Origin of the sequence: Pseudomonas sp. MWU13-2862, assembly GCF_023242495.1 — a bacterium.
Classification (GTDB): Bacteria; Pseudomonadota; Gammaproteobacteria; order Pseudomonadales; family Pseudomonadaceae; genus Aquipseudomonas; species Aquipseudomonas gingeri_D.
The window spans coordinates 19736-39553 of record NZ_JALMEZ010000020.1 but is presented as its reverse complement, the minus strand read 5'-3'; the positions used below and the strand labels follow the sequence as shown (position 1 = coordinate 39553).

The window sequence follows — 19818 nt, the reverse complement described above, 5'->3', positions numbered from 1 at the left end:
CCCATGATCGGGGCCCTGCTAGTGGGGAGCTTGGGCTGGAATGTCGCCCTGGCGGCGTCGAGCGGTTGTGCCGGCCTGGGCCCGTTGCCCGCGGTGCTGGAAGTCGGTGAAGGCCTGCAACAGGAACTGCGCTCGCCAGTCGCGATCACGCGCCTGGCGGTGGGCGATGCGAAAATCGCCGATGTGCACCCCAACGGCAACAATGCCTTCCTGCTCACCGGCATGGCCCCCGGTGCCACCAGCCTGATGGTCTGGACCGCCTGCGCCAGCGAGCCGCGCCAGAGCATGGTGTTTGTCCAGGGCAAGGCCACGGCGAGCCTGACCACGACGACCATATCGCCGTCGATGGACCCGTCCCTGCCGATCCAGGTGCAGACCGATATTCGTTTTGTTGAAGTCAACCGGACCAAGCTCAAGGAGGCGGGGACGGCGATTTTCGGCCAGGGCGGTAACTATGTGTTCGGCTCCCCGGGCACGGTAGCGACCAATGCCGTCCCCGGCGCAATCTCCGGTGGGCAGTCACCGGACAGCACCAACTTCAACATCGGTTTTGGCGGCGGACGGGTCAAGGCTTTGATCAACGCCCTGGAAGGCAGCGGTTTCGCCTACACCCTGGCGCGCCCCAGCCTGGTGACCCTGAGCGGGCAGAGCGCGAGTTTCCTCGCTGGCGGCGAGATTCCGATTCCGGTGCCGAGCTCCGGCAGCAACAGCGTTTCGATCGAGTACAAGGAGTTCGGTATTCGCCTGACCCTGACTCCGACGGTGATCAGCCGCAACCGCATCGCCCTGAAAGTGGCGCCCGAGGTCAGTGCGCTGGACTATAGCAATGCCGTGACCATTTCCGGCACACCGGTGCCGGCGCTGACGATCCGCCGCACCGACACCAGCATTTCCCTGGCCGATGGCGAGAGTTTTGTCATCAGCGGCCTGATCAGCACCAGCAACAGTTCGCAGATCAACAAGCTGCCGGGCCTGGGCGACATTCCAGTGCTGGGGGCGTTTTTTCGCAACTCGAGCATGAAGCGCGAGGAGCAGGAGCTGTTGATGATCGTCACGCCGCACCTGGTCCAGCCCCTGGCGGCGGATGCCCGGTTGCCCAGCCTGCCGGGGGAAAAATTGCGCGAATACGATCCGAACTGGTTCCGCCTGTTCTTCCTCGATAACGGCAACTACGATCGCCGCAGCGGGTTATCAAAATGAGCCAGAGCCTGAGCCAGACCTTTCTGGCAATCACCCGCAACAGCACTGATCTGGAGTGGCTGCAGGGCGCGCTGGCGCCCCTGGGGCAGGTGGTCAGCGCCGGCGGCAGCCTCGACGAGTTGCTCTCGCTGGTGGATGTCACCTTTGCCAGCCTGATCTTTGTCGGCCTGGACCGGGAAAACCTGGTGGCCCAGAGCGCCTTGATCGAAGGGGTACTGGAAGCCAAGCCGATGCTGGCGATCGTCGCCCTCGGCGACGGCATGGATAACCAGTTGGTACTCAATGCGATGCGCGCCGGTGCGCGGGATTTTGTTGCCTACGGTTCGCGCTCCAGCGAAGTGGCCGGCCTGGTGCGGCGTCTGAGTAAACGCCTGCCGGCGGTGACCCCAAGTGCGGAACTGGGTGGTTTCACCGTGTTGTATGGCGCCCAGGGCAATGCCGAGGGCGCCTTGCTCGCCAGCCATCTGGCGCTGGTGGTGCAGAAGAGCGGCCAGCAGACCCTGTTGCTGGACCTGGGCCTGCCCCGGGGCGACAGCCTGGCGCTACTGGGCCTGGAAAGTTCGTTCCATTTCGGCGATGCCCTGCGCCATCTGCGCCGCCTCGACGCGACCCTGATGGACAGCGCCTTTACCAGTGCTGAAGGGGGCCTGCGCATCCTCGCCTACTCCAGCACCGACGAACCCCTCAAACGCACCAGTGCGGCGGAGTTGTACATGCTGCTCAGTGCCCTGCGCCAACATTTCCAGCATATCGTCGTCAACCTGGTGGGGCAGCCCGACAGTGAGGCCTTGCGGACCTTTGTCAGCCACTGCGACAAGTTGCTCTGGTATACCGATCAGAATGTGCTCGATTGCCGGCGCAGCCTCGCGGTGCTCAATCTCTGGCGGGAAAAAGGCATGAAGCTCGATCACGCCCGATTGCTGGTCGACCGCTACCTGCGCGGTGTTTCGCCCGACTCGGAAACCCTGAGCAAGACGTTCGGCCTGGAAGTGATTGCCGTGCTGCCCTACAACCCGGACGTTCGCCTGAATGCGAAGAACCAGGGCCAGACGCTGTTCGAGCTGTCGCCCCGGGAAGCCCTGACCCAGGGCCTGAAAGCCCTCGGCGAACGCTTGGCGAAACGTTCCCAGGGTCTGACCAAGACCTCCGAAGGCTGGTTCAATCGCCTCTGGGGGCATAAGTAATGGCGGAGAAACTGTTCGGCGGGCACTCCCGCGGCGGGACTGGCAATAGCGATCATGACGGCCTGAAACTGGTGCTGCACCGCTACATCATCGATGCCATCGAGGAGTCGGGGAAAAACCTGCTGGAAGGCTCGCGCCAGGCCCTGGCACAGTTTGTCATCGACAAGGTCGGCGAGTATGTCTCGCGGCTGCACCTGGCAGTGTCGCGGTATGAGATGGAACGGCTGGCGGAGGAGATCGTCGACGAGCTTACCGGTTTCGGGCCGCTGGAGGTCCTGCTGCGTGACAGTTCGGTGACCGAGATCCTGGTCAACGGCCCGCACCGGGTGTTTATCGAACGTGACGGTGTCCTGTACCAGAGCGACCTGCGGTTTATCGACGATCATCACGTGGAGCGGGTTATCCAGCGGATTCTCGCACCCCTGGGCCGGCGCCTGGACGAGTCCTCGCCGATGGTCGATGCGCGGATGCCCGATGGCAGCCGGGTCAATGCCATTATTCCGCCGATCGCCCTCGACGGTCCGTGCCTGTCGGTACGGAAATTTCGCAAGGACATGCTCAAGAGCAGCGACCTGATGGCAATGCAGACCATCGACCAGTCGATTTTCGAGTTTCTCCAGCTGGCCGTGGGCAAGCGCTGCAATATCCTGATCAGCGGCGGTACCGGCACCGGCAAGACCACCCTGCTGAATATCCTCAGCCAGTTGATCAACCCCCATGAACGGCTGGTCACCATCGAGGACGTGGCTGAACTGCAACTCAACCACCCCCATGTCGTGCGCCTGGAAACCCGCCCGCCGAATGCCGAAGGGCATGGCGAAGTGAAGTCCAGCGACCTGATCCGCAACGCCCTGCGGATGCGCCCCGACCGGATCATCCTCGGTGAGATTCGTGGTGTGGAGGTGCTCGACGTGCTGACGGCGATGAACACCGGCCACGACGGCTCAATGAGCACCGTGCATGCGAACAACGCCCAGGATGCCTTGCTGCGCCTGGAAACCCTGGTGGGTCTGACGGGACGGCAGATCGGCGAAAAGACCCTGCGCCAGATGATCTGCGCGGCACTCGATGTAGTGATCCAGTTGACCCGCCTGCCCGACGGCCGTCGTTGTGTCAGCGAAGTGGTGGAGGTGCTGGATGTGCGCGAGGACATCTATGTCACCAATACCCTGTTTCGCCTGGATCGGCGCAACGGCTTTGGTTTCCTGCGCGAGGCGGTGAACCCGGGCGGTGAGAAGCTGCGCCGTGACTCGCCCTTGTCCTTCGGTTGAGGAGGGGCGCCGATGTTAATTCCCCTGTTGCTCTGGTTGATCAGCCTGGTATTGCTGGGGCTGTCGATGCGTTTGTTCTACATCAGCCTGCGCAAGACCGGTCATGAACGGGTGCTGAGCCGCCTGGGCCAAGGGCAGCCGGTCCTGGCGCCGACGACCCACACCACGAAGAACCACCTGGATCGGCTGTTTGTGCGCGCCGGCCTGAATCGCCCCGGCGAGCGGCAAGGCTTGTGGCTGGGGATCTGGGCGTTGCTGGTGGCGCTCGGCGCTGTGCAGGCCGCTGGCATGGGACTGTTGCTGATGCTGGTACTGCCGCCCCTGGCCTTGCGTCTGTATCTGGCCTGGCGCTATCGGCGTCGTTTGCGGCGGATGGTCGAGCAACTGCCTTCGGCGCTTGATCACGCCGTGCGCAGTCTCAAGTCGGGGCGAACCCTGGCCGATGCGCTTATGGGCGGTGTCGAGGCCTCAACCGATCCGCTGCGCGAGGCCATGGGGCGGGTACGACGCAATGTCGAGCTGGGGGTCAGCCTGTCGGATGCCGTGCACGACTTTGCCCAATTCTATGAGCGCGACGAGTTCCGTTTCCTGGCCCTGGGCTTGAAGGTCAACCACCGGTATGGCGGCAACGCCAGCGAGTTGCTGGAAAACCTGATCAAGCTGATTCGCGAACGCGAGCAGGGTGACCGGCAACTGCGGGCGATGACCGGGGAAACCCGCATGACCGCCGTGGTGCTGGCGTTGCTGCCGGTGGGCATGGCGGGCTTCTTCCTGGTCTCCAACCCGGGCTACCTGATGCACATGTGGGAGGACAACAGCGGCCAGCATATGCTGCTGATGGCCGTCGGGTTACAGGTGTTCGGTTGCCTGGCGCTTTGGCGCATGTTGCGGAGCGTGTGAGATGACGATCCTGGCCAGTGCCCTGCTGCTCTTCGCCGCCTTGACCCTGGCGGCTGGCCAATGGATGCAGCGACGTCGGCGCAAGCGTGCCGTGACCCGGCGTCTGCAAGGTCATATGAGTCGCGACAACCGTTTCGGCAACCTGCTGCGTCGTTTGGGCGAATCCCGTTTTGGCCAGCACTTGATCAGCATGGATAACGAAACCCTGGTGCTGCTCAATCGTGTGGGTTGGCGCAAGGCCAGCCAGCGTTCGTTGTTTGCCGCCAGCCAGATCGCCACTCCGGTGCTGGCGCTGGGGATAGTGTCACTGCTGGAAGGGGGGCTCTTCCCTGACACCACCTCGCCCTGGATCGCGCCTTTCCTGGCCCTGGCCGGTGGCTATCTGTTTCCCAAGCGACTGTTGGTGGTGCTGGCTCGGCGTCGGCAGAAGCAGGTGGTCCAGGAGATATCGACCTTCATTCCGTTGCTGCGCATCCTGTTCGAGTCGGGCATGGCGGTGGAACAGGCCTTGCGGGTGCTCTCCCAGGAGGGTCGGGAGCTGCTGCCGGTGGTGACCGGGGAGCTGCGCCTGGTACTGGCGCGGGTCGATTCGGGGCTGGAGTTGGGAGAGGAGTTGAACAAGGTGGCCGGCCTGTTGGAGGTGGACGAGTTCGACGATATCTGCGTGATTCTCCATCAGTTGATCCACCAGGGCGGTGGGGCGATGAAGTCGTTGCTGGCCCTCAAGCAATTGCTTGATGACCGGCGCTTGACCCGTCAGCAGGAGTACATCTCCAAACTGTCGGCAAAGATGTCCGTGGTGATGATGGTGTTTCTGTTTCCAGCATTGTTGATTGTCCTGGCGGGGCCGGGTTTTACCGCCCTGGCCAAGGCGTTTGGCGCATCCTAGGGAGTGGTTGGATGAAGGTATTGATTGCCGCGGTGGCGTTTCTGACGCTGGCCGGTTGTGCCGGGGATGGTCGTGCGCCCTGGACCGCACTGATGGGGACCGGGGGCAGTTGCGCCAAACCGGACGCCGACCAGGAGCTGTCCCTGAACCTGGCGGATGACATGGCCAATGAGGGCAAGCTGCACGCCAGCCTGGCCAACCTGCAGAACCTGCCGGAAAGCCTCGACGCCGTGCGCTTGCGCAAGGCCCGGGTCTATCGGCAGTTGGGCCGTAGCGAGGCCGAGCCGCTGTATCGCAGCCTGCTCGGGACTTGCCTCGCGGCCGAAGGTGAGCATGGCCTCGGGCAACTGGCGGCGGCGCGCAACGACAACGGCCAGGCCATGGCGCATTTGCAGCGGGCGGCGCGCCTGGCGCCGACCGACGAGAAGATCCGCAACGACCTGGGGGTGGTCTATCTCAACCAACTGCGACTGGAGGATGCCCGTTTCGAGTTTCTTACCGCCATCGAACTCAAGCAGTCCGATCCCTTGGCGTCGGTGAACCTGGTGAGCTTGTTGCTTTATCAGGACAACTGGAGCCAGGCCGCTGAGCTGGTCACCCGGATGAACCTGAGCCCCGGGCAGTTCAGCGAGGCCCAGGCCCGGGCGCAGCAGCTCAAGAGCGGCGTCGGAGCGGGTAGCCGGCCCGCCAGTGACCGGGTGGCGGCAAGGGAAGAGGCGCCTGCCGCTGCGGCAAGCGTGCGTTGAATCGACATCAAGGAGGTCGGGATGAAACCATACAAACTCTGTGGCGTGGCGTGCCTGCTACTGTCGTTGGCGGTCCAGGCGGTAGAGCAGAGACCGTCTTCGCCCTATCAGAAGGAGACGGAAAACTGGTTGCAGCTACAGGTGGCGGGAAAGCAGCAGAGCTCGACGCCCCAGGTCGCCACGCCGAGCGAACGCGAGCAAAGCCTGCAACGCTGGCTGGACAGCTACAAACATCCGATTCCGGAATTTTTCAAGCAGGATGCCGGCGGGTCGTTGAAGAGCAATTAAGCGGACAGGATGCAAGCAGCAGGGCTTGGTGGCGATGGCGGCGGTGAATACAACATCGTTATCGCTGGCAAGCGGATGCCTGGCGGGATCAGTGCTCGGTGATCCCTCTGTGGCCGACCCTGGCGGGCGACAAGGCCAGTGCCAGTTGGGTGCGGTTGTGCATATGGGTCAGGCGCAGCACCTGGGACACATAGAGTTTCACCGTGTTTTCGGTAATGCCCAGCTCACAGGCGATCTGGTAGTTGGTCTGGCCCTTGCCCACCAGCCGCGCGACGTCCAGTTGGCGCGGCGATAGCTGGCTGACGATTTCGGGCAGGATCTGTACCGAGTCGGGATCGGCTTCCTCGCTGCTGTCGGCAGGCGAACCGCTCCGGATCCTGTTCAGGTCCTGGTACAGGTCGTCGATGGATTCGGCGAGGAACTGCAGCTTCTGGTTCAGATGCCCGAGGCTGTCGGTGCGTTTGCGCTCGGCGAGTGCCTTGTCCTGGCGATGGATGCCCTCGAGCAGTTCGTGCAGATCCACGGGCTTCTGGTAGTAGTCGGCGATACCGGCGCGCAACGCCTTGATCACGTCCTGCTTGTCGGCCCGCCCGGTGAGCATGATGGCCTCGAAAGCCCGATGTTTCCCGGCGATCTGTTGCAGCTGGCGCACCAGTTCGATGCCGTCCAGCTCCGGCATCTGCAGGTCGCAGAGCACCAGGCCGATCTCGCTGTCTTCGCTGAAACCTTCAAGCGCCTGCCGACTGGACAGGCAAGGGACGCAACGGTAGCCGTTGCTTTCGAGAAACTCGCAGATTTCTTCGACGATCGGTGGTTGGTCATCCACCACCAGTACTTTTACTTGAGAGACAAGCTTGTTCACGCGCGACTCCATGCTCTACCAGCCAATGACTACGAGCTCCTTGCCCACGCGCGCAGTTTCGCAGGGCTTGTTCCTCAAAAGTAGACGCACTTTGCCACTCTGTACATAGTGCTACTACTAAAGGGAGTTGATCGACATGCCGAGCAGGCCAATCAGCAGGAATGGCGCGAAAGGGCGTTTGCCCAAGGTTTCCGGGGCCAGGTGGTGCAGGCTTGCCTGCGTTCCTTGCCCCAGTAATGGCCACACTCGGGGGGCCAGCCAGTGCCAGAGCAGCATCGCGGCGCCGGCGCCGATAAAGGTGCCGAGCAGGGTCGACGGCTCGCTGGCCAGTGCCAGCGCCGACAACAGCTTGACGTCTGCGGCACCCATGCGTCGGGTGGCGTAGCCGGGCAAGGTCAGCAGCAGGGCCAGGAGCAAGGCGATGCCGCCCTGGGCGGCAGGCGCCCCCAGCCAGGTGCTGCCGGTCCAGAGCAGATAGACCAGGGCCAGCACCGCGCTGCCGAGGGTCAGGCTATTGGCGATTTGCCGGTGGCGCAGGTCCTGGGTGGCACAGAGTGCTAACCAGGCCGCTAGAACAAGGCTGTGCATGGGCTAAAAAACGTCTCTTCCCGGCGAATGATTCTATGCTGATAGCAACGTGCAGTTGTCAGGGTAGACCTTGTCATGAGCCCCAGCCTCCCCCGAAAGCAAAAAGGCGCCGCCGCCATCGAGTTCGCCCTCGTGTTCCTGATTTTTTTCGCGGTGTTCTATGGCATGGTCAGCTACTGCCTGCCGCTGCTGATGGTGCAGTCGTTCCATGAAGCGACGGCCGAGGCCTTGCGCAGTAGCGTGGCGGTCGACCCGGTGGCGGCCGGAAGTGGCTATACCGCTCTGGTCCAGACCACCGCCGTCCAGGCGGCCGCCAACCGGTTGACCTGGATTCCCAGCAGCTTCAACTTCACCGCCGCCAACAATATTACGGCGCTCTACTCGGGCGGTATCCTGACGGTCACCATCACGTACCCGACATCCCAACTGCGTAATGTCCTGCCGTTTCTGGTGTTACCTGGCATCGGCACGGTGCCCAGCCTTCCCGCGAACCTGACGGTCATCTCGAGTCTGCAATTTTGAGCGCAGGGGACAAGCTGTTCGGGCGCTTGCTGGGGCGCGGCAGTGAGTCGCCGCCCGAGCCCATGCGCCACTTGCCCGCCCCGGCCTTCGGCTTGCTGCTGCGGCTCGATGACGAGGGCCGGGTCTTGAGCGTCGACGGTCCCTTGCGCCATGACCTGGCGCCGCAGGCGGCAGGCTGTGAGTTGCGTAACCTGTTGCTGCTCTCCAGTCGCTTGTCTGTCGAAGGCGTGCCGGCGGATTGGCTCGGCCAGAGCCTCGACCTGGACTTCAGTGGACCGGCCGGGCAAGTCCTGCATACCCGCGCCTGGGTCCAGCCCGGCAATCCCGGCTGGTGGTTGCAGGCCCTGGACATCGGCGACCTGCTTGAGCACAACCTGCGCTCATCGTTGCGTGAGCAGCTGCAGCAGGTCGCCGGGCAGATGAGCGAACAATTGCGCCTGTGCAGCCTGGCACGTCTGCCCCAGGTGCTGAACGAGCAGTTGCAGGGCCTGTCCCAGCGCTGGCGGATTCCCTGTGTTGCCCTGGCGCTGCTTGACGAACATCAACAGCAGTGGACGGTGCACAGTCAGTATCGGGCCCATGACGCTCCGGCCCTGTGGCAGACCGGCCAGGCCCTGGGCAGTGGCCTGGACAGCCTCAGCGGCATGGTGCCGCTGTACTTCAACGCGCAACAAGGCCTCAGTGAGCATCTGCGCCTGCAAGGGGTGATGGGCAACGCCGATGGCTTGCTTATTCCTTTTTGTGATGACCATGGGGTGGCGGCGTGGTTGCTCGCCGGTTTTTACCCGGCCCGTCAGCGCGCAACGCAGTTGGACGACCGTGACTGGCTGCAACTGGCGGCGGCCCTGGCGGCGCCGTTGCTGGCGCGCCTGCGCCAGCAGGTTCATCACCATCAACTGGAGCGCCTGGAGGTGCTGCAAGGTTTGTTGGGCACCGGCTGGTGGGAGTGGACGCCGTCCCTCGACGAACTGCAACTGGCCCCGCAACTGGTGCAGGAGTTGGGGCTTGAAGCGTTGCACGGGGTGGTGTCGCTGGAAGGTTGGCTGGGGTTGTTCCACGCCGCCGACCGCCAGGAACTGTCCAGCCGCATGTACGACTTGCAGCAGGGCAAGGCGCTGCTGCTCTGTGTCCGCCGGCATGCCGAGGACCCGCAGCAGGCCCCTCAGTGGTATCGCCTGCAGGGTCAGGTGCTGGGTGTTGGTGACAGCTTGCGGATCATTGGTTTCATGCTCGACATCAGTGACGTCAAGAACCAGGAGCAGGCCGCCGCCGCCGCCCATGCCCGGCTGGACAACCTGATTGCCAGCTCGCCGGCGGTGATCTATGTACAGCGTTATGTCGAGGGTGCCTTGCAGCCGGTGTTCTTCAGCGACAGCCTGTTGCCGCTGCTGGGCTGGACCCTGGCCGACTGTGCCGATGGCAGCCTGGCGCAGTGGATTCATCCCGAGGATCGCGACCGTTATTTCGAGCGTACCCGCCAGTTGCTGCGTAAAGGCAACGTCAGTTGCCGTTATCGGCTCCGGGACAAGGGCGGTGCCTATCACTGGATGCTGGATGAGGCCCGGCTGTTGCGTGATGACCTCGGCTTGCCGGTGGAAGCGGTGGGGCTGTGGCTGGACATCACGGAAGCGACCCTGGCCGCCGAGCAGATCGAGAAGAGCGAGGAGCGCTATCGCATCCTGGTGGAAGATTCGCCGGCGATGATCTGTCGTTACCGCCCGGACCTGACCCTGACCTTCGGCAACAAGCCGCTCGCGGTCTATCTGGAGTGTTCGCCCGAGCAATTGCCGGGGGCCAACCTGGGCAACTGGCTGTCGCCCGAGCAGCGCGCGGCGTTTGTCCAGCGTCTGTCCCTGTTGACTCCGGAGCTCCCGGTGAGTACGGCGGAAATCAGCCTGCAATTGCCCGGCCGCGAGCATGCCTGGTGGGTCTGGTCGGATCGCGGGGTGTTTGACGCGCAAGGCCGGCTGGTCGAGGTGCAGGCGGTGGGACGTGATAACACCGAGGTGCGGCGTTCCCAGCAGCAACTGACCCAGAGCGCGAAGATGGCCACCCTGGGGGAAATGGCTACTGGCCTGGCCCATGAGATCAACCAGCCGCTGAACGTCATGCGCATGGCCATCGTCAATGTGCTCAAGCGCCTGGGCAATGGCGATGTGCAGGTCGACTATTTGCAGGACAAGCTCAATCGCATCGACGCCCAGGTCCAGAGGGCGGCGCGGGTGGTCGATCATATGCGGGTGTTCGGTCGCCGTTCGGAAATCGAGCAGGCGCCGTTCAATCCTGCACAGGCGGTGGAAGGCACCTTGTCGTTGCTCAGCGAAGGGATGAAGGGCAAGGGCGTGGAGCTGCGGGTGGCGCCCATCGGGTTCGAGGTGCAGGTGCGGGGTTTTGTCGACCAGTTGGAGCAGGTGCTGATCAACCTGATGGTCAATGCCCGGGATGCCTTGTTGAGCAAGCGTGAGAAGAACCGCGATTTCGAGCCCTGGATTGCGCTGACCGCCGAACGTGATGAGCGGGCGGTGCGCTTGTTTGTCGAGGATAACGGCGGCGGCATCGATCCGCGGTTGCTGGAGCGGATCTTCGAACCCTTCTTCACCACCAAGCCGATAGGCGTCGGCACCGGGTTGGGCTTGTCGGTGAGCTACGGGATTGTCGAGAACATGGGCGGGCGCCTCAGCGTACGCAATGGCGAGGCCGGGGCGCGGTTCTGTGTGGAACTGCCGATCGCTTCAGATCACCAGGTAGGCCTTGCCGGTCTGGCCGCAGGTGAGGTGGCCGTCGACGGAAATCTGTCCGACAGTGATCCCCAGCCCCGCCAATAGCGTGTTGATCAGGCTGTCCAGCAGGGGGCTGAGCAGGCCGCTCAGGGTTGAGGCCAGAGTGCTGATCACGCCGTTGAGGGTCGTCGTGAGGAGCGTGAAAACCGCTGTCAGGAGCGTTGGGGCGGTGTAAGTCGGTGGATAGGTCGTCAGCTGTATGCCATTGACGGATTGAGCCAGGCTGGCGATGGGATTGGACATCGACAGGGTGTAGGGCGGATAGGCGGGCGTTGGCGTCACATTGACATCGGGTGGATTGATAAAGGTATTGGTGCCGGTTGTTTGCAGCGCCGGGCTGCTGATCATCAGGGATGCGCCGCCGGCGGAAAAAGGTGCCGTTGCCGTGCCGATGGATACCAACGTGAAGGGTGTTACGGTCAGCGGTGTGGTGTTGGTCGCCCAGTCCGAATTGATATTGCCCACCCGCAGGTAGGCGGTATCGGTGGTGGCGCTGATGGACAGGCTTTTATTGGTGTCGCTGACGCAGGTGTAGCCCGTGACATAACTGCTGCCGCCACCGGCTTCAAGGCTGATGTCCAGGGTTGGATTGGGAAGTACATGCAGAGTCAGTCCCAGCAGTCCGGTACCGGCTGAAAGCAGCCCTGTCACTACACTCAATAAATTGGTCACCAATGACAGATCAAGGGTCACCAGTGTGCGGATCTGTGCCGTGCGCACATAGATGCCATTGGGGCCTGTCGGGTTGAGCGCGGCGAGGGCCGGGTTGCCGATCGCGGAGAACTGCGGTGCTTGAATCACCTTGGTCTGCACCGTCGCCCCCACTCCCAAGCCCAGCAGGCTGACGGGCAGATTCACCGCCAGGCCGTTCTGGTTATTGGCCACCTCGACAATCGCCTGGAGTAGTTGGAACAGCTGCAGATTGGCATTCAGTACCGAGGTCGGCGTGAGCGTCGACAGGTTGAGAAAACTCCCCAGTTTGATGCTTCCGGCCGTTTGCGCGGCGACTTTCAGGTTGCCCAGCGCGGTCAGCACGTCGGCGCTCGCGCCATTGGCCTGGGAGACGGTGATAGCGGTCTGGATCAACTGCGTGACGGTGGCATTGGTGGCGAGCAATTGGGTGTAGTTACCGGCTGTCACGTTAAGGTCGATGGCCAGTTGTTGCAGGTAGCCGAGCAGGCTGATGTTGGTGCTGAGCAGGCCGTTCCAGCCGGCCGCGGTGATATTGATCGAACCGCCGAGCAAGGGCCCCATGACCCCGTTGAGCAGGTTCACATTGGCGACGGTGCTGCGGATGCTCAATTGCGCGGTGGGCGGCAAGGGCGTCGCGGCCACCGCCGTTGCGGTCAATTGGGTATTCGGATTGAAGGTGCCGGGCGACACCAGGGAGTAGATCCCGGCAGCGATGCTGGTGGGCACGGCATGGGTGGCGACTACCTTGATGGCCGAGGATTGCGTGGCATCCACGGCAAAGGTGCGCAGGTTATTGGCCCCGGTCACCAGGGTGCCGCAGGTCGTGGTCAAGGTGTTGCCGGTGCCGACCGTGAAGGCGTTGCGGCTGGCACTTTGGGTCGCGTAGCTGGCGGCGCTCAGGCCGGGCAGGCAGGTCCCCGCGCGGCTCACCGCTTCCAGCGCCGAACCGTCGGCGATCCGTTGCAATTTACGTTGTTCGAGGTAGAGCCGGCCGGTATCGACCACCACCACCATCAGGAGCAGGGCCAGGCCGAGGGTAAGGGCCGCCATCAGGCCAATCGCCCCGCGTTGCCCGGACGGGCCACGAAAACCGACGACACGACCGGGGAAAGACATCGAGCACTCCCTTGCCGGCCGCTGGCCGAGCGCTTACTTTCCAGTGTTGTCTGCCAGTGTAGCCAAGGTTGGGCGATTCGATAGGGCCCCTGCAGGCGCCATCGGTCGACGCGCTACAGGGGCGGGAATGTTGCGGCGAACGACTATTTCGGCGGATACGCGCTCATCAACTTGGCCACCGCCTGGTTGATCGCCGCGCTGCGCTCGGCGGGTGTCGAACCGTTGTTGACCATCTGTTCGGCGCTTCCACGCCAGACCAGCTTGCCGTCCTTGCCATCGAGCAGGTCGATCTGGATCGTCGCGACCTGATAGTCGACGCTACGGGTTTCGGTGTAGCCCGGGCCGCCCCAGAAACCGCCTTGCCAAGGGCCACCCCAACCGCCGCCGTAGCTGGTGCTTACCTGCTGCTGGCGGTTGTCGACGATCAGGTACGCCTGGACCTTCACATCGGCCTTGCCGCCGGCCATGACCGGGCGCAAGCCGCGCTGGTCCAACTGCTCGCCGACCGCCTGGCGAATCCGCTGTTCGGTGAGGTCGCTCTTGATTCGCGGATCGTCGGGTCGGTACTGCAACGCGGGTTCTTTCCAGCTCCAGCTGCGGTAGCCGGCGAAGTCGCGACTGGCGTCGAAGTCGTGGTTGACCCGGGTGGTTTCGCAGGCGCTGAGCAGCATGGCAAAAACCACTAAAGCGAGACGGCGGAACATGATTTTTCTCCGGAGGGGGTCTAGCTGGGTGGATAGCTGGCCAGGGCTTTGCTCACGGCCTCGCGCAAGGCATCCGCGCGTTCGAGCTGATTGCCCTGGGTGCCGGTTTCGGCGCTGGCGCTCCAGACCGGTTGGCCGGTGCCGGCGTCGAACAGGCTGATACGCACCACGAGCACTTGCACCTCGTAGGTGCGCACGATCGGGGCGCTGGGGTACATGCCATAGCGGTAGCCATAAGGGCCGCCAGCATAACCGTAGTCTTCCTGGACCTGGCGCAGGCGTTTCTCCACATGCAGGTCGGCGCTGACCCGCAGGTCCGGCGGTGCCGTATCGCGGCGTGGCCGCAAGCCCTGTTGTTCGAGGGCATTGCCGACCACTTCGGCCAACTGCGCCGGATCGGCCCAGGTGGTGCCGGCGGGCAGCCGGTCATTGCTCCAGGCCCAGGTTCGGTAGCGTCCATAGTCCCGTGGTGGCGCCGGGTAGGCGCTCAGGTCCGGGCCATGGGCGACCTGCGCCGGGGCCGGCGGCAGGGGCATGGAACTGCTGGTGTAGGGGTTGTTGCTCTGGCAGGCAGCCATCCCCAGGCACAGCGCTAGCAGACAAAAACGGCGACTCATTGCATCCTCCGTATTCAGACCGGACGGCAGATCCAGTGCAGGTAACGTCCCAGTCCGGCAAAACCGGGATGGCGACGGTGGGCCAGTTCCATTTCCAGCAGGTCCGCCAGGGTGGCGCGGGCCTGGAATTCAACCGGCATGTAGTCGTGGAAAACCCGCACGCCACTCTGGGTTTCGACCCGCCACAGACCTTCAAGTTGCGCCGCCAATTCCCGTGGATCAAGGGGTTGTTGCGGGGTCAGGCTCTGCTTTTCGCCGGCCATGTCGTTCTTGCGCATCTTGCGGAAATGGCCCTTGAGCAAGTTGCGATAGATCAGTGCATCGCGGTTGTAGAAGGCCAGGGACAGCCAGCCATCGGGCTTGCACAGCTGGTGCAGCACCGGCAGGATCGCATGGGGTTCGGCCAGCCATTCAAGCACGGCGTGGCAGAGCACCAGGTCATAGGGTTCGGTGAGCTGGCCGAGCAGTTCCTGCCACGGTGCCTGGATAAAGGTCGCGTTTTGTCCGGCCTCGGCAAAGCGCTGGCGTGCGCCCTCGAGCATCGGTTCGGCGGGTTCGGCGAGGGTCACCTGATGACCGCGTTCGGCCAGCCACAACGACATATGGCCCAGGCCCGCGCCGATATCCAGCACCCGCAACGGGCGCTGCGGCAGGCTCTCGGTCAGGTCGGCCTGGAGCACGGCGAGGCGGATCGCGCCCTTGGCCCCGCCATAGATTTTTTCGGCGAAACGGGTCGCCAACTGGTCGAAATGACGGTCGCTCATTGGGCGAAGCGCCGTTCGCTGTCGGCCAGTTTGGCGCGGACCACTTCGTTCATGTCCAACCCCAGTTCGCTGCACAGCAGGAGCAGATAAAGGACGATATCGCCGACTTCCTGTCCGGCATGGGCGAGCTTTTCCGGTGGCAACTGGCGCGATTGATCCTCGCTGAGCCATTGGAAAATCTCCACCAGTTCGGCCATCTCCACGCTGGCGGCCATGGCCAGGTTTTTCGGGCTGTGGAAAGTTTTCCAGTCGTTGCGATCGCGGATGCCGTGCAGGCGTTGGGTCAGTTCGTCGAGGTTCATGCGGGTGTTCTCCTTCAAGGCGTCTAGCTTCCGGTGGATGAGAACGGGAAGCAAGGGCCTTGCTGTAGGGATAACACCTGGAGCCGATGAAATATTCGTCAGGGCGGGTAGGTGTGGTGTCAGGCAATGGGGCGCCAACGGCCGCTCAGATGTTCCAGTCCCTTGGCCCCGGACAATTTGAACGCGCCGTTCGAGCCCGGTGCACTGACCCACAGGCCGACTTCGCCGGGCAGGCGCACCGGTCTTCTGAACGCCACCTCGATCTCGATATTCGCGCTCGGCAGGTGCTCGTGCAGGGCCGCGAGGATCCGGGCCTTGTTCCACAGGCCATGGGCGATGGGCCGGGGGAAACCGAACAGGCGGGCGCTCAGGGCCGTCAGGTGGATCGGGTTGTAGTCGCCGGAAACCCTGGCGTAGCGCCGACCGATATCCACCGGAACCTGCCAGTGCGTCAGCTCGGTCAAGGGCGGGACCGGGGCCTTGGTTTTCCGTGGTGGCTTGGCGTCCAGGGTGACGCCCCGGCAGAGCAGCCGGCTTTCAGCCTCCCAAAGCGGCCCGAGGGCATCGTCGATCTCGGTGAGCAGATCGAAGGTCGCGCCCTGGACATGAGGCTGCAGGTTACGCACCTGCACACCGATCCGCAGATTGCCCATGCCGCCCAGGGGCCGCAGCAGGCGGATACGGTTGTTCAGGTGAACCAGGCCCGGCAGCGGAAAGGGAAACTCCTTGGCCGTCAGCAACTGCAGTTGCAGGGGCAAGGCCAGCACATGGGGATAGGTCGCCGGCATCGGGCTGCCCTCGGCAAAGCCGCAGACCCGGCGATAAGCGGCCAGGCGCCGTTCATCGACGGTCACCCAACTGCGTAGCCCCTGGTCAGGCAAGTGTTGGCCCGCGATGATGCGTCGTGTCGCAGCGCGCAGGTACAGCGCGGGCAAGCTCGGCGCGGCGGTCAGGTATTGCCAGTTCACGGGCATGAGCAGTCGCTTTGTTTGTGGGAAAAAACTTTCATGTTTATAGGCTGTATCTCGCACAGGATAGGGTTTATTCGTTGCGCCGTGTTGCTTTGCTGCTAGAAGCGAACCACTGTCGGGCGCTGATGGCCCGCGGCATTGTCAGAAACGATGGCTTGGCCTAAGGTCGCAGCCTGAAAGCTGTCTTGCGATACAAGGTCTATTCATGCCGACTAACGGACAACGTGGTCCCCAACGACAGATTCCGCAACTGGCGTCCCTGCCGCGCCCGTTGTATGCCCGGGCCGAGAGTCTGAGTGCCGGGTCGTGGACGCCGCGTCACCGGCATGACTGGGTGCAGTTTTCCTATGCCATCAGCGGGGTGCTGGGGGTGCATACCGCCGAGGGCAGCTTCTTTGCGCCGCCGCAATGGGGTGTCTGGATTCCGGCGGGGCTGGAGCATGAGGTGGTGACCTCGATGCGCGCGGAAATGCGCAGCCTGTATGTGCGCCGCGAGGATTGCCAGTGGGCACCGTCGCGTTGCCGGGTGCTGGAGGTCACGCCGCTGGCCCGGGAGTTGATCAAGAGTTTCTGCCTGTTGCCGGCCGATTATCCCGAGCAGGGCGGCAGCGAGGGGCGTTTGGTGCAGGTGTTGCTGGATCAGTTGGCGGGGCTGCCGGAGGTGGGGTTTTCGCTACCGCTGCCGCGTCATTCGCGCTTGCTCGACTTGTGCAACGAACTGATTGAGAACCCCGAGCTGGGGGTGACCCTGGGGCAGTGGGCCGAGCGCCTGGGCATGTCGGAAAAAACCTTGATGCGGTTGTTTCAGCGTGAGACCGGCTTGAGTTTTCGGGGCTGGCGCCAGCGTGCGCGATTGCTCTCGTCGCTGGGGACGTTGGAGGCGGGGGACAGCGTGACCCGGGCCGCGCTGTCCTGTGGTTATGACTCGACGTCGGCGTTTATCGCCGCGTTCAAGGGCTTGTTCGGTTATACGCCGGGAGAACTGTTCCGCCACTGAGTACCGCAACAGACTCAAGAACACCACCCACCTGTAGGAGCAGGGCTTGCCCGCGAAGCTTTTGGCGGCCTCAAGGGCCTCTTCGCTGGCAAGCCAGGCTCCTACAGGTTATGCGGCGTGCTCAAGATCTGATCAGGTCCGGAAGCGCTTGACCAACGCATCCAGCTCACTGGACAGCCCCGCCAGACCCTGGGAATCGAGCCGCGCCGAGTTCGCCAGTTCCGCCACCAACTGCGCATCGCCATGGATCTGGCTGATATGCCGGTTGATGTCTTCGGCCACGTGGTGCTGTTCTTCCGCCGCGGTGGCGATCTGGGTGTTCATGTCGCGGATCACGTCCACCGACTCGCGGATCTGCCCGAAACTGGTGCGTGCCAGGCCGATACGGTTCACCGATTCCTGCGATACCTCAAGGCTGGCGTGCATCTGTTGGGCGACCTGACTGGTGCGCTTGGCCAGATTGCCCAGCAGGCCGTCGATCTCCGCCGTGGAGTCGGCGGTGCGCTTGGCCAGGGCCCGCACCTCGTCGGCGACCACCGCAAAACCACGGCCCTGTTCGCCGGCCCGGGCCGCTTCGATGGCGGCGTTGAGCGCCAGCAGGTTGGTCTGTTCGGCGATCGAGCGGATGGTGCCGAGAATCGACTGGATATTGTTGCTGTCGGTCTCCAATTGCTGCATCGACTGGGCCGACTGGGAAATTTCATGACTCAACTGGTCGACGCTGCTCACTGCCGCATCGATCTGTTGCTGGCCTTCGCGGGCCTGGCGCTGGCCGCTGTCGGCCGATTCGGCGGCCTGGCTGCAGGAGCGGGCGACTTCGTTGGCGGTGGCGACCATCTCGTGGAAGGCGGTCGACACCATGTCCACCGCTTCGCGCTGGCGCCCGGCGGCGTCGGCCATGTCCCCGGAGACCCGGGTGGAATTACGCGACGAATCGAGAATCTTGTTCGCCGACTGACCGATGTGCTGGATCAGGCTGCGGATCGCGCCAAGGAACTGGTTGAACCAGTTCGCCAGTTGCGCAGTTTCGTCGCTGCCACGGATCTGCAGGTTCTGGGTCAGGTCGCCTTCGCCCTGGGCGATGCCTTCCAGGCCGCTGGCCACGCTGCGGATCGGCCGCACGATAAGGCTGGCGAAGCTGGCGCCGACAATGGCGAAGATCACCGCGAGCACGGCGGCGATGATTGCCACCAGCCAGGTCAGTTGGTTGGCCGAAGCCATCACTTCGCTTTGTTTGATCAGGCCGATAAAGGTCCAACCCAACTGCTCCGATGGCCAGACATTGGCCATGTAGTGTTCGCCGTTGATATCGACTTCCACCAGGCCCTTGCCGGCCTTGGCCAGGTCCGCATAACCGCCACCGAGACTGCCCAGGGCCTTGAAGTTGTGCTCAGGCTGCTTGGGGTCCACCAGCAGGTTGCCGCTGTTCTCCATCAACATCAGGTAGCCGCTTTCACCGAGCTTGATCTGCTTGACGATCTCGGTGAGCTGCTTGAGGGTCACGTCGACACCGATGACACCACCCTGGGAGCCCAGCTTGTTGTCCACGGTGCGCACGGTACCGATCATCACGGCGTCGTCGGCAGCCCAGTAGTAGGCGGAGGTCCGCAGGGTCTTGCCGGGATTGGCGATCGCGGTCTTGTACCAGGGACGGACACGTGGGTCGTAGCTGGCCAGTTTCGGGTCGGCTGGGGTGGAGACGTAGCCGCCGTTGCCAACGCCGTAGGACACATAGGAATAGGCCGGATGGGCCAGTCTCATGCCCTCAAGCAGGTCGTAGATCTGTTTGTCCTGCTCGTTGAGAGGCGTTTGCGCTGCATCGGCGCTCATGTAGCTCTTGAGCACACCATCGGAATTTTTTATCAGCGGCTGGGTTGTCAGGTATTCGACGTTCTGGCTGACGCCGTCAAAAAACAGCTGCATGGCGTTGCTGACCTGGCGGATCTCCCGGCCACTGCCATCGACAAAGTTGCTGCGGGCTTCACTGCGCAGGTTCAGTACCACCAGGGTGGCAACCAGCACCACCGGCAAACAGGCGACGATTGCAAACGCCCAGGTCAACTTTTGCTTGATGTTCATCCGCGCTCCAGATTTTTCTTGTAGACCCCAGACGTGCTGATCACGTGTGGTCGGTATAGGGCAGCTGTGAAAGTGGTGCCGAAAATCCGTTTCGCTGGCGGCGTAATGATTGTCCGACAAAAACGCCTTTGTCCTAGAGCGCTTCGGCCGGCGCGGAAAAAAGTTGAGGTACAGGGCGAATATTCTGATTTTTTCTGAGCATCAGGCTGTCGGCCTCGGTCAGAAAAGGCAAGGTGCTGCGTGAACAATAGCTTGATAATCGTCAGCTATTCTTTGGAGTCGCGGCTTTCATCTGGCCGGTTCGTCGGAATAATCTGGCACATTGAGTGCATTGGAGAGTATTCG

At 63.1% G+C, this 19818-nt stretch carries 19 protein-coding genes; 10 read left to right on the top strand and 9 right to left on the bottom strand.

Annotated features, from left to right (window positions below):
- The first annotated feature begins 3 nt into the window (after positions 1–3).
- Genes M5C56_RS28515 through M5C56_RS28485 form a run of 7 tightly spaced genes read left to right on the top strand, consistent with a single transcriptional unit; the run spans position 4 to position 6478 of the window.
- Positions 4–1200, top strand: coding sequence for a type II and III secretion system protein family protein (locus M5C56_RS28515; protein ID WP_281438936.1), 1197 nt, complete (start codon positions 4–6; stop codon positions 1198–1200).
- A complete protein-coding gene (locus M5C56_RS28510; protein WP_103497766.1) occupies positions 1197–2384 on the top strand; it encodes a pilus assembly protein in 1188 nt (395 codons plus the stop codon). Before M5C56_RS28515 ends, M5C56_RS28510 begins: the two co-directional genes overlap by 4 nt.
- Complete coding sequence (locus M5C56_RS28505) at positions 2384–3655, top strand: CpaF family protein (RefSeq protein ID WP_103497765.1); 1272 nt, start codon at positions 2384–2386, stop codon at positions 3653–3655. Before M5C56_RS28510 ends, M5C56_RS28505 begins: the two co-directional genes overlap by 1 nt.
- Positions 3656–3667: 12 nt before the next feature.
- Positions 3668–4555 carry a type II secretion system F family protein gene (locus tag M5C56_RS28500; protein WP_103497763.1) on the top strand — a complete coding sequence of 296 codons (888 nt, stop codon included), beginning with the start codon at positions 3668–3670 and terminating at the stop codon, positions 4553–4555.
- Position 4556: 1 nt separating this feature from the next.
- Complete coding sequence (locus M5C56_RS28495) at positions 4557–5444, top strand: type II secretion system F family protein (RefSeq protein ID WP_103497761.1); 888 nt, start codon at positions 4557–4559, stop codon at positions 5442–5444.
- A gap of 11 nt (positions 5445–5455) precedes the next feature.
- Positions 5456–6190 carry a tetratricopeptide repeat protein gene (locus M5C56_RS28490; protein ID WP_103497760.1) on the top strand — a complete coding sequence of 245 codons (735 nt, stop codon included), beginning with the start codon at positions 5456–5458 and terminating at the stop codon, positions 6188–6190.
- Between the two features lie 21 nt (positions 6191–6211).
- Positions 6212–6478, top strand: coding sequence for a DUF3613 domain-containing protein (locus M5C56_RS28485; RefSeq protein WP_103497758.1), 267 nt, complete (start codon positions 6212–6214; stop codon positions 6476–6478).
- Between the two features lie 88 nt (positions 6479–6566).
- On the opposite strand, the gene M5C56_RS28480 is transcribed toward M5C56_RS28485, so the two are convergent.
- Both M5C56_RS28480 and M5C56_RS28475 read right to left on the bottom strand, forming a co-directional pair.
- Positions 6567–7340 (bottom strand): response regulator transcription factor, encoded by a 774-nt coding sequence (locus M5C56_RS28480; RefSeq protein ID WP_103497803.1) that lies wholly within the window; start codon positions 7338–7340, stop codon positions 6567–6569.
- 117 nt (positions 7341–7457) lie between these two features.
- Positions 7458–7928, bottom strand: coding sequence for a prepilin peptidase (locus M5C56_RS28475; RefSeq protein WP_103497757.1), 471 nt, complete (start codon positions 7926–7928; stop codon positions 7458–7460).
- Between the two features lie 75 nt (positions 7929–8003).
- Between M5C56_RS28475 and M5C56_RS28470 the strand changes: the two genes are divergently transcribed.
- Both M5C56_RS28470 and M5C56_RS28465 read left to right on the top strand, forming a co-directional pair.
- Positions 8004–8450 carry a TadE/TadG family type IV pilus assembly protein gene (locus M5C56_RS28470; protein WP_103497756.1) on the top strand — a complete coding sequence of 149 codons (447 nt, stop codon included), beginning with the start codon at positions 8004–8006 and terminating at the stop codon, positions 8448–8450.
- Entirely contained in the window at positions 8447–11275 is a 2829-nt protein-coding gene (locus tag M5C56_RS28465; protein ID WP_103497754.1) for a PAS domain-containing sensor histidine kinase, read from the top strand. Before M5C56_RS28470 ends, M5C56_RS28465 begins: the two co-directional genes overlap by 4 nt.
- Here the strand turns inward: M5C56_RS28465 and M5C56_RS28460 are convergent.
- From M5C56_RS28460 to M5C56_RS28435, 6 genes are all read right to left on the bottom strand, one after another.
- Positions 11183–13039 carry a pilus assembly protein TadG-related protein gene (locus M5C56_RS28460; RefSeq protein ID WP_103497752.1) on the bottom strand — a complete coding sequence of 619 codons (1857 nt, stop codon included), beginning with the start codon at positions 13037–13039 and terminating at the stop codon, positions 11183–11185. The genes M5C56_RS28465 and M5C56_RS28460 overlap by 93 nt on opposite strands.
- A 143-nt stretch (positions 13040–13182) precedes the next feature.
- Positions 13183–13743 carry a DUF4136 domain-containing protein gene (locus M5C56_RS28455; RefSeq protein WP_103497751.1) on the bottom strand — a complete coding sequence of 187 codons (561 nt, stop codon included), beginning with the start codon at positions 13741–13743 and terminating at the stop codon, positions 13183–13185.
- A gap of 20 nt (positions 13744–13763) precedes the next feature.
- A complete protein-coding gene (locus tag M5C56_RS28450; protein WP_103497749.1) occupies positions 13764–14360 on the bottom strand; it encodes a DUF4136 domain-containing protein in 597 nt (198 codons plus the stop codon).
- A 14-nt stretch (positions 14361–14374) separates the two neighbouring features.
- Complete coding sequence (locus tag M5C56_RS28445; RefSeq protein WP_103497747.1) at positions 14375–15124, bottom strand: methyltransferase; 750 nt, start codon at positions 15122–15124, stop codon at positions 14375–14377.
- Complete coding sequence (locus M5C56_RS28440) at positions 15121–15426, bottom strand: MazG-like family protein (protein ID WP_100944316.1); 306 nt, start codon at positions 15424–15426, stop codon at positions 15121–15123. Before M5C56_RS28440 ends, M5C56_RS28445 begins: the two co-directional genes overlap by 4 nt.
- A 119-nt stretch (positions 15427–15545) precedes the next feature.
- Positions 15546–16400: a MaoC/PaaZ C-terminal domain-containing protein gene (locus M5C56_RS28435; RefSeq protein ID WP_103497745.1), complete on the bottom strand. Its 855-nt coding sequence runs from the start codon at positions 16398–16400 to the stop codon at positions 15546–15548.
- Positions 16401–16602: 202 nt separating this feature from the next.
- On the opposite strand from M5C56_RS28435, the gene M5C56_RS28430 reads away from it, so the two are divergent.
- Positions 16603–17394, top strand: a complete 792-nt coding sequence (locus M5C56_RS28430) for a helix-turn-helix transcriptional regulator (RefSeq protein ID WP_103497744.1) — start codon at positions 16603–16605, stop codon at positions 17392–17394.
- A 132-nt stretch (positions 17395–17526) separates the two neighbouring features.
- Here the strand turns inward: M5C56_RS28430 and M5C56_RS28425 are convergent, their stop codons facing one another.
- Positions 17527–19473, bottom strand: a complete 1947-nt coding sequence (locus M5C56_RS28425; protein ID WP_152741613.1) for a methyl-accepting chemotaxis protein — start codon at positions 19471–19473, stop codon at positions 17527–17529.
- Between the last annotated feature and the right edge of the window lie 345 nt (positions 19474–19818).